The 9,779-nt window shown below is 37.8% G+C and carries 13 protein-coding genes; 5 read left to right on the top strand and 8 right to left on the bottom strand.

Annotated elements, in window-relative coordinates; all coding sequences use genetic code 11:
- Positions 1 to 259: 259 nt before the first annotated feature.
- From V7659_RS26005 to V7659_RS25990, 4 genes are all read right to left on the bottom strand, one after another.
- Entirely contained in the window at positions 260 to 2,848 is a 2,589-nt protein-coding gene (locus V7659_RS26005) for an SIR2 family NAD-dependent protein deacylase (protein WP_438825874.1), read from the bottom strand.
- A gap of 507 nt (positions 2,849 to 3,355) precedes the next feature.
- On the bottom strand, positions 3,356 to 3,604 hold the full coding sequence (locus V7659_RS26000; RefSeq protein WP_335542993.1) for a hypothetical protein: 249 nt from the start codon (positions 3,602 to 3,604) through the stop codon (positions 3,356 to 3,358).
- Positions 3,605 to 3,955 (bottom strand): hypothetical protein, encoded by a 351-nt coding sequence (locus V7659_RS25995; RefSeq protein ID WP_335542992.1) that lies wholly within the window; start codon positions 3,953 to 3,955, stop codon positions 3,605 to 3,607.
- 8 nt (positions 3,956 to 3,963) lie between these two features.
- Positions 3,964 to 4,197, bottom strand: a complete 234-nt coding sequence (locus V7659_RS25990; RefSeq protein ID WP_335542991.1) for a hypothetical protein — start codon at positions 4,195 to 4,197, stop codon at positions 3,964 to 3,966.
- 143 nt (positions 4,198 to 4,340) lie between these two features.
- Between V7659_RS25990 and V7659_RS25985 the strand changes: the two genes are divergently transcribed.
- A complete protein-coding gene (locus V7659_RS25985; RefSeq protein WP_335542990.1) occupies positions 4,341 to 4,541 on the top strand; it encodes a helix-turn-helix transcriptional regulator in 201 nt (66 codons plus the stop codon).
- Positions 4,542 to 5,097: 556 nt separating this feature from the next.
- On the opposite strand, the gene V7659_RS25980 is transcribed toward V7659_RS25985, so the two are convergent.
- The gene (locus tag V7659_RS25980; protein WP_335542989.1) at positions 5,098 to 5,289 is read right to left on the bottom strand and encodes a YolD-like family protein; all 192 of its coding nucleotides are present in this window, start codon (positions 5,287 to 5,289) and stop codon (positions 5,098 to 5,100) included.
- Between the two features lie 256 nt (positions 5,290 to 5,545).
- Between V7659_RS25980 and V7659_RS25975 the strand changes: the two genes are divergently transcribed.
- From V7659_RS25975 to V7659_RS25960, 4 genes are all read left to right on the top strand, one after another.
- Positions 5,546 to 5,812, top strand: coding sequence for a hypothetical protein (locus V7659_RS25975; protein ID WP_335542988.1), 267 nt, complete (start codon positions 5,546 to 5,548; stop codon positions 5,810 to 5,812).
- Between the two features lie 294 nt (positions 5,813 to 6,106).
- On the top strand, positions 6,107 to 6,658 hold the full coding sequence (locus V7659_RS25970) for a LemA family protein (protein WP_335542995.1): 552 nt from the start codon (positions 6,107 to 6,109) through the stop codon (positions 6,656 to 6,658).
- Positions 6,658 to 7,398, top strand: a complete 741-nt coding sequence (locus V7659_RS25965) for a TPM domain-containing protein (RefSeq protein WP_335542987.1) — start codon at positions 6,658 to 6,660, stop codon at positions 7,396 to 7,398. Before V7659_RS25970 ends, V7659_RS25965 begins: the two co-directional genes overlap by 1 nt.
- Before the next feature lie 288 nt (positions 7,399 to 7,686).
- Complete coding sequence (locus tag V7659_RS25960; protein WP_335542986.1) at positions 7,687 to 7,833, top strand: hypothetical protein; 147 nt, start codon at positions 7,687 to 7,689, stop codon at positions 7,831 to 7,833.
- A gap of 212 nt (positions 7,834 to 8,045) precedes the next feature.
- Here V7659_RS25960 and V7659_RS25955 read toward each other — a convergent pair whose 3' ends face one another.
- The 3 genes from V7659_RS25955 to V7659_RS25945 form a co-directional block, all read right to left on the bottom strand.
- Complete coding sequence (locus V7659_RS25955; RefSeq protein ID WP_335542985.1) at positions 8,046 to 8,435, bottom strand: hypothetical protein; 390 nt, start codon at positions 8,433 to 8,435, stop codon at positions 8,046 to 8,048.
- 298 nt (positions 8,436 to 8,733) lie between these two features.
- Positions 8,734 to 8,943, bottom strand: a complete 210-nt coding sequence (locus V7659_RS25950; RefSeq protein WP_335542984.1) for a hypothetical protein — start codon at positions 8,941 to 8,943, stop codon at positions 8,734 to 8,736.
- A gap of 191 nt (positions 8,944 to 9,134) precedes the next feature.
- Entirely contained in the window at positions 9,135 to 9,578 is a 444-nt protein-coding gene (locus V7659_RS25945; protein ID WP_335542983.1) for a hypothetical protein, read from the bottom strand.
- Between the last annotated feature and the right edge of the window lie 201 nt (positions 9,579 to 9,779).

Raw genomic sequence — 9,779 nt, 5'->3', positions numbered from 1 at the left:
AGGTCATCAATGACCATTATGACCTGAAATTAAACTAAAAGAAAACAAGATAATCAGAAGGCAAAATAAATAATTAGGTGAGTTCAACTCTGTCAAGGTTGTAAAGTGAATCTGATTAAAACAGATTCATTTTGAATACGTTGATTTAATAGGCTTTTCTTTTACATTTGTATGATTCAAGCAAATGTAGTTGGTGGCAAGGTGTTTGATTTTGCCACCAACTTACCACCAATTCCCCACCCCTTGGCCGGCGCCACCATCAAACGAAATATCTCATTAATAATTCCAAATNNCGCATATGTTGATTTTGAGCAATCTTTTCCAGAAGACTTTTGGTATAATTCTTTAACCATTGCGCTCGGAATTTCTCATAGTTGAAAGTCTCAGGTGAAACAAAAAAGTCATATTCATCGATAACGCCTAAGTAATCTTTCATCTTAGTAGCGGTCAATAGGCCCAGGAAGTACAAAATGCCAAACTGCTCGAAAAATCTGTCAACGTATCCAACGACAACACCATTATTTCTGTCAGTCAGTAATTTTGACATTCTGTTATCCATAAATCCTGTAATCAAATCCTGGTATTTCGATACATCATCGATTACCCCAATTTCAATGCTATCCATCAAGTCATTTAAGGTTTCGATTTTTTTCAAATCAAAAAGATTTTTCTTGGCATCTACTGATAGGATTGGTGAAAGGCGGTACATGAAATTGACTTGATTAGGCCTATCCATATTAAGACTTTGAGCAAATTTAGACAAATCAGTTGAAACAAACCCCTTATTAAAGTGATGGATTAAATAACAAAAACTACTTGAGAACAAATTATTTCTTGAGAACTCGGAGAATCCTGGGTTTAAATGCTTCTCTGCTTGACTCAGAAGATATTCCTCGATTACATGTATCGTTGATTCTGGAAGACCACTTCCTCTCGTAAGTCGATCCACCCATAGGTAGCGAGTCCCGATGTCGGCATCTCTTTCAGGAAAATAAAATAATAAAGCCTTAATTATTTTTTTTAGGCCCTTCTCTGAAAGTTTCACATATCTGGCAAAATAGAATGCAACCTTTGCTTCAGAAATGAACTGATTATAGAAAACAATGTTCATGCCATCCATTGAGAAATGCTTGATAATCAACTCTGTAATGCGCAATAGATATTTTTCAATATCTTCTTCATCATGAAACTTAAACCTCTCGATTTTGCAGCTCTTTTCAATGTGTTTAATGTCATCAATACTGAATGATTTTACTACATTGACAAAGTCATAGTAATCAATAAAAAATTCTCCGGTACTTAAGTCATTGAATAGTTCATCCTTGTCCCGATACTTCTCATATTCAGCCTTTTCAAACAGCAGAATTAGTGAATTTCGTATGTAGTTTTTAATCTCTTGGAAAGAAACAGACCATATACAGTTCTCGTATAAAAAGCGAAGATTATCATTAAGACGCAACTGTACTTCGAGATCAGTTGTTAAACCTCCAAGGGAAAATGAACCTTTGCTAATTTCGGATTTGATTTTGTTAGTCATTTCAAACAATTTAACTGTATCATCGTACAGGAACCTGTTATCGCTAAGGAATTCAAGAATACGGTATTTATCCTGGAACTCATATGGCATACTGCCGAACACATCATTAATATTAAAATTTTTCATTTCCCTATTGATGCGATTCAAGAAATCATCCGAGAACGGCTTATAATATCTACCAAATATTAATACACCAGCACTACCAAGTTGTTTGGATCTTTGAATTATAGACTGAAAGAGCCGATACCGGTTAATCTGCGAAAGATAGTGTATCCACCAATTGGATTCATCTTTCGACTTTAGCAGTAAATCCGTATATAGATTATATGCCTTCTCCCATTGACCAAGACAAGCCAAATATAAAGCTTTTCGATATTCTTCCTCAAGATTGCTAGTCGGTAATTGAACAAGCCTTTCCATTTCATCGTAGTAACTGTGGTATGCAGGACTTTCAATCCCGAATGATGTATTCATAGTTCTAGTTCCAACATCATTTATCATGCCATTGATACCGTTTCTCTCGAAGAAGGCCGAAATTGCTTCGAATTTCTGCTTTGAATCTTCGGAAAGATTATCTCTGCCCTTCACTTGAAGTTCAAAGAACTTCTCCATATATCCGAAACCCTTATTTTTATTACGAACAACTATCCCGTTGACCTCGAAATGGTAGTCGTATTCAAAGACATGCTTGAGATCAAGTTTCCTGACTCTCTGAAGGACAAATAGCGGACTAATCTTTTGGTGTATGTAATTAATCGCATCATCGTCATTAATAAGAAGAGCGTTTTCCTTCGACTCAATAAGAATATCCATTACAGCGTCATAGCGCTTCATGTATTCCTTCTCGTCAGTCTCCATCATGCTGGCTGCGTCTATAATGCGAAGCCCTTTTCTTTCATAGTACACTTCAGTTTTTTCTTCAATAGGTTCATGGTTTACTCGAATAAAAAATGGCTTATTGAATCCTTCCTTCTGCAATTGCTTCACCCAGTTCAGAAGTAAGTTGATATTATAATCCCCTAGGCTGTACCCTATGAACACGATAGTGTGGGTAGCCATGATTGTCTTCATAAGATTACTTATTAGTTGATAGTCTTGTTCATAGTTCAGGTAGTCACTTTCCTTCAATACAACATACTTGCCTTCATATCCCCTCCTGAAGTCACCGTGCACCTTAAGCAAATATCTTGAAGAAGTAGCTCTTGCTACATCTTCTTCGGCACTGATTATGCTAAAATATCGTCCTCGTTGCCAGCAAGCCTTATCTATCAAATCATCATAGTTTGTTGTAATAATATGTACTGGGTTCATTGCTAGAATCTTGTCATGTATGGGATTCGTAGGCTTATCAATTGAAAATACACTCTCAAGAATTCTGTCATATGCTTCTTCACCCTCCACATCATAGAAGATTTGTGGAATTCGTAGGTATTCATCTGATGAGTAATCTGTTTTCCTTTGTTTTCCATACAACCCACAATGGTATTCATTGACCAATTCCCACCCTTGTGGATACTCTGAAAGTCTAGAAACCCTGCCCCAACGAAAAACACTAAATTTCCATTCTTTGAAGCCTTGGTTATCTCCTGGATGTACTTATTTAACTTCTCTATTTGAATTCCCCCCTTTGACATTGCTTTATTTTATTATAAAACCTTTTAGAGGGATTTCGTAATTACTACCAGTATATCCTTTAATTTTGGTAGAAAATGTGATTATATTTTGACTAAGAGCTATCTGGGATGATGCGAATTAAATAATAAATAGACGCCTTCCGATTAGAAAGACGCCTCCTGTTTATATAAAATTTCTAGATACTCACCGCAGATCTACATGCCGCTTACATTTCGTACACTGGTAAAGATTAGTTTCCACTTCCCGATGCTTCTTTAATTTACGGCATGTTTGGCAGGAAAGTGTTACAAAACGGCCAGATAAATCATTTACCACCAATCCTGCCTCATCGTCCATTACAAATTCATCAGTCTCCTCCTCCATCACCCTGCTAAATAATGCATATGTTATAAACACCGTAGTAATCCCCGAAAAAAAACTCACCCAATTCATCTAACCATCCTCCCTGCCGTTTAATAGGTAAACTAGTTCTCCCCCACCATTATTAACTAGGACCACTCTATAAGAGGTTTGTGTGCAGTACTCCTGCTGCAGTCTATCCACTAGTTCTACATTGTTCAAGCTTAAGTCGATTAACATACCCGCAAGAGCCGTTGGCTTCATATTGCAGGCGTTCGCCAGACGGTTCAACTTGAAAGCTTGCTTATTCGTAAGCGACACATTCACCCGATGAATTTTCTTTCCTCCCAGTCCCTTCCCTTCAATCAAGGCGCAAATCCCCTTTCCGATCGTCATGACAATTGACAACGCCAACCGTGTTACATTGTTACGAAATGCCCGCATAGAAGAGGCTACTCCGTTTTCAGTATTAACGGTGTTCCTTTCGTCACGATTGCGGTATGGCCAGCTGGTGCTTGAACAGGTGTACTTTCGGACTTAATCACTTTCCGCTGTCGCATATCCTTCTCAATCAGCCGCTTTACATAGCCGCTAAAATTGACGTTCTCGATACGTTCAAGATACCGTCTCTCCTCTTCGTTGGTAACGTTGAATGATACCGATTTGATAACTTTGTTTTTGCTCACGTTAACGTCCTCCTTTCCGATTGATTAATACATGGTATGAGCGGTCATTCTATAATATGAACTTAAATTTACTAAAAACATGAACTTAAATTTCCTATAGGCAACAAACAGGAAAAATAGAATAATTAAATTAGGTGATGCACATGTTACGGAGCCGTATTGAGGAACTGATAAATGAGAGTGGATATAAAAAAGCCTTTATCGCTGATAAATTAGGAATTACATATAAGCAGCTACGTAATTACGAAACTGGGCGCAGCTTGATACCGTTCGATAAAGCGTATGAACTAGCGGACTTGCTCGGTGTTGGAATCGATAAACTGTATGAACGAACAGAGGAATAAATTATGCGGTATGGCCACCCAGGACACGTATAATTTAGAATTCTGTCGCAAAAGCTGGCTTAAGAGTAAATTAATCGTCTTTAGGGGAGTATTACCTTCAAAGTTACAGGCGGTATGACCGGTATGATCCTAAAAAATCAGGATTGAATTTTTCACAGTGAAGTATGATAGAAAAACGTTAATATTGATTAGAAAACCAACAAAAAAATCGCTAGTGCTGGGAACACTAACGGTTCGATACTGTGAATGACGCTGGCAACCGAATCCTTTTTTCTAGTCGCATTAAATTCCTGTCGACAGCGTAACAATACATTCAAATCCAATTTTGACATAATCTTTACGATTTCTTAATGCCTAGTTCATCTGAATTGGGTAAATTAAAGAAATAGACCAAACCCCTTATTGTATCCGGTACTGAACCGGATATTTTTTTGTTGATATTCATTTACAACCTTTACTCCGACTACACTATCGAATGCCACCCACTCAAACTCTCCGTCTTTAACTTCTATTCGCAGCTCATGCGTTACCGGATCAACGAAGTGTATTAGCCCTGTCATTTCCTTGGTAAAGCATCGGCCCATATCGTCAGCTTTACCGAATGGTTAAATTCCATTGCGTAAATAATACGTAAGTCGAACTCTTCTGCTTCATGCTTGTCAATGATTGGCTTCCTTTCCCGCTCAGTATCAAGCCAAAAATCCTTCTGAGTCTTGCTAATTCTGGCAATTGAAATGCTGCCTGCCATTTAACCATACCGCGATCACGTATCGCCATATAATCGCCTCCTTTCTTATATTAAATACGAACTTATGTTCTGTATGTAAACAAAAAAAGAACGCCGCCCGTTGAGATGACGTAATCGATATCGCTTAACTTCCAGTGCTTATTTTTATTTGCCGGCAATTATTTTGTCGAACGAAACTATTTCCACAAAAAATCCAAATATTAGAATAGGTCAAGTTCAAAAATTGGCGAATTATTAGATTGAAAGAGAGGCGATTATGATGCTGTTGAGGCTATATGCATTTTGGGACTGGTTTTGGTATCACCGTAGGGGAAAAATTAAATATCGAGTATGGGGTTTTGGAATTGAATTTAGGGCTTATGCTTCAAATGGAAATTTAACTATTTGGAATTGTTATGGCAGTACACCTGAGGCTGCGAAGGAAATGGCTTTGTTTCGATTTAAATTGGCGTTGTCAGAAGATCCGAAGGAGCAGGAACTGATACATCGAGGAGATGGATTTGCTTTATTTCGTGAAAAGTAGTAAAAAAACAGGTTGGTGGAAGTATTAAAAGGATGTGACGAATTATGGATGGGGAAGGTTATTCTAGAGGGGATAAATGTTGCTTGATCAAACGATTAACTAGTTTTGCCAAATAGTAAAAAAAACGTTTAATTGAAAGTTAATTAAGCCTTAATAAATCAGCATTATTTGGCCAAAATAAAAAGCCAAACAAACGTTTAATTTATAGATTTTGCGATAAGTTTTATTATGGCTTAAAAAGGGAACTTATTCACTATGTGATAAATACTATAGGTGAGAAAGGACTTGATTAGATTGAAAAAAGGTTGGCTAGGAATAGGGATTGTGGTCGGTGTTATTGTCATATTGGGCCTTATGTTCATGTCCAGCTATAATAGTTTTGTCAATTTAGAAGAAGACTTAAATCAATCTCATGCTCAAATCGAAANNATTCCAAACCTGGTGAATACTGTAAAAGGATATGCGGCTCACGAAAAAGAAGTTATTGCATCCATCTCAGATGCACGTGCACGGCTTGCTGGAGCAAAAACCCCCGAAGAAGAAGCAACCGCTAACGATCAATTATCTGGGGCTCTAAGCCGATTGCTTGTCGTCGTTGAAAATTACCCTAACCTGAAGGCAGACCAGCAATTTACTCAGCTTATGGATGAACTGGCTGGAACAGAAAACAGAATTGCCGTGGCCCGGAAGGATTACAATGAAAAAGTAGCAGAATTTAACAAAAAAGCGAAAAGATTCCCTGGCTCCATTATTGCAGGAATCGGCGGGTTTGATGCGAAAGAATATTTTAAAGCAGACCCTAAGGCTCAAGAAGCTCCAAAAGTTGACTTTGGAGGCAACGGGTAATGAATATGAAAAGGATCTTCAGCTTTCTGTTGGTATTTACCACGTTATTTCTTTGTGCAGCCCGTGCACTTGCTGAGGATGTCCAAATACCTGCTCCAGTAGGAGATATTTATGTACAAGATTTTGCCCATGTCCTAAATGAAACAGAAAAAGCAGAATTAATCAATTTAGGCAGGAATCTTGAAGACAGAACAACTGCACAGGTGGCCTTGCTGATCGTTCAATCCATTGGCGGCCAATCCATAGAAGAATATGCAAATGAGGCATTCCGTCAATATGGGCTTGGCAGTCAGAAGGAGGATAATGGCGTCCTCCTTGTTTTAGCCATGAAAGAACATAAAATCCGGATTGAGGTAGGTTATGGTCTCGAGGGAAGAATTCCAGATGCTAAAGCTGGCCGAATCTTGGATCAATATGCTATTCCTTATTTGAAAAGTAACCAGCCGAACCATGCTGTTTCGGAAACTTATAAAGCACTTGCCAATGAGGTCCTTGCCGAATATAACGGTGGTGACGGCCAAAAGACAGTACCGAAGGATGAAGGGATAGGAATTCCATCCTGGCTTCTCATCATCATTGTCCTTGTGGTGGTAGTTTTAGACTTTAAATTTTTCGGAGGCACCTTGACCTATTTTCTTCTATCCATCCTATCACGAGGTGGTGGAAGAGGAGGCGGCGGCGGATCTCGAGGAGGCGGCGGCGGATCCTCCGGCGGCGGCGGTTCAAGCCGAGGCTGGTAAGTAAAAGAGATGCTCTATAGTAAAGAGCATCTCTTTTTCAATCATAAGAAGCATTTTTTAGGATCTTTCTTTTTCTCTTATAGGTTCCTTTCGCCTCTATTTGAACGTGTGAAATGAACAAAGCAGCATAAGACATACATATTAGAGTGAACTAGGTAATCTGATTTTCATAATACATTCCATTTTTCTTCTTTTATTTTGGAAATTACACCTGATTACATTCCTTGCAAAAACAAGAATAAGAAGAGGGGCAGAGCACAAACTATGCTAAAAAGGAGAGTGTAAATCATGGATGAAAAGGGCTTAAAACAGAACGCTAGTAATACTTTGCATACGAATAAACAGAAAACTTCAGATATAATAGCAAGTATTGATGAGTTGAAAAAAGAGCATGAACCAGAGTATGTCTTTTTATATTGGGATGAATTGAGATAAGAATCTTAAGTAGAGAAAATGAAATGGATATTGGATAGAATAATACCAAAATAAAGCAATTCTCCTTATAGAGAATTGCTTTCAATCTGCCAAAATTAGCAGTAGGATATTCAAGTAATGCACCCTTTAGCTTAAAAGAAAAGGTGCCTTTGTATGGCTGCTAGTTTTTCGGGTCGGCTCGGGCAACAACCAGGTATCCTTTTCTTCTACTTTCATCCCCTGAAAATCAAGAGTTCATTCAACGCCCGCTGGATCCCCGGAAGGTCGTAGCTCCGTTCGTTCAGGATAAATTCCTCCCCGGAAGAAAATGAGAGCAGCAGGCCTTTATCCCGGCGTAAGTAGCTGAAAGCCCAAAGAATCATGGTCAGTAATAGCACAATACCGCCCGCTATCGCCAGACTCTTATTGTTTAGGGTAGCCCCCAGGATGACGAATCCGATACTAAACAAAAGGGAATTCGTAGGCCTTCCCACCTCTTCCACCGTCATTTCATAGGATACCAGGTGCCCGGATGAGAATACTTTGTTCTCTACCACGATCCGGGTACTGCTGATGGTTATTTCATTCTCTGTGTCTTCAAAAAAAACATGTTCCTGCAGCAATTGTCTCTCCCCCTTCCCTTTTATTCTATCAGCCACTGAGAAGAGAAAATATCGATGTTTTCAACTCTTTCAAAAAAGTTTTAAAATTTATCTTTAGAGGAAAATAAGATAATCACTAACCTATCAGTTAGTGGAACAATAAAAGCGACTGCTCTTATTGAACAATCGCACCCGTTACTTTAAGTGAAACATTCCACAATCTTTTTTGGAAATTTACCTAAAAAGCTGAATTTATTAATAGAAAAATAAAAGGACTCCCTTTTTGAAAGTCTTAATGCATGTACCTCTTTGTATTAATCTAATCTTCTCGGTTCGCATCACCGTCATTAGCTTCATCGGCTCCTTCGCCGAGATTGTTACCCATCACTCCACCTGTAATTGCTCCTACTACAGTACCAATCGGACCGTAAGCAAGACCCACGGTAGCACCAGAGACAGCACCAACAACAGTACCTACAGCCTCACCAGCATCGTTATCGACTCGATTGCGTTCGTTTTTATCAGTCATTCATTTCACTCCTTATTAAAAAATGGGCAGTGCTTTACCAGTACAATCCCTTAACATATTTTGTCCTCGAAAGACAGAATTACACGATGATTAATTTACTCCCTTAAATATTCTAACCGTCAAGACAATAACAAAAATGCTACCAATTTTGCAACTATGCCCCCTTTAGTGGAATAAACGTTATAAATAGATTATTTAGGCTTCACTAATGTATGGTTATGTAAATCATAGATTTTTAATGATTTTCCTATATCTGAATTACGATAATATTTCACTTCACAGTAATAAGTTCCATCCTGGTCTTCACTATATCCTTGACGAGAAAAACCAATAATCTTTTTCTTAAACTCAACCTGCAAACCACCTTCACTTTTTACCCCTTCGAAAATAAACACATCACATTTTCCTTTAAATTCCTCAGTTTGATTAAGTATTACAGTTGGTAAATATCGTATGGAGTATATAAAACAAATGACTGAAAACAGCGTAAAAGTAATGATAATAAATCTTTCTTTCATTGGCATTTTATAAGAACTACCTTGTTTCTTTTGCTTTTTATAATAATACATAATGATAGCTATGGAACCAATTACCATTACAATTGACAAAAATAACATATAGTAATAATCAGACACTTCTTCAACATCCTCCATTTTGATGTTTTTTCAAAAATTTTTTAATTAACTTTATCCCTTTTCTTTCTTCAAGTAAACTGCCTCGTTAGTCCAATAAGAACGAAAAAAGGGTATTAATCTTTCCTAGGTTCAATTCCTCATTGACCTTTATCTCTATTACTTTTAATATCCATTCAGCAGCGGAAAACACATTATTAACAA

The sequence above is a fragment of the Neobacillus drentensis genome, from assembly GCF_036966985.1.
GTDB classification, from domain to species: domain Bacteria; phylum Bacillota; class Bacilli; order Bacillales; family Cytobacillaceae; genus Neobacillus; species Neobacillus drentensis_E.
This window is presented reverse-complemented; position numbering and strand designations above follow the sequence as displayed.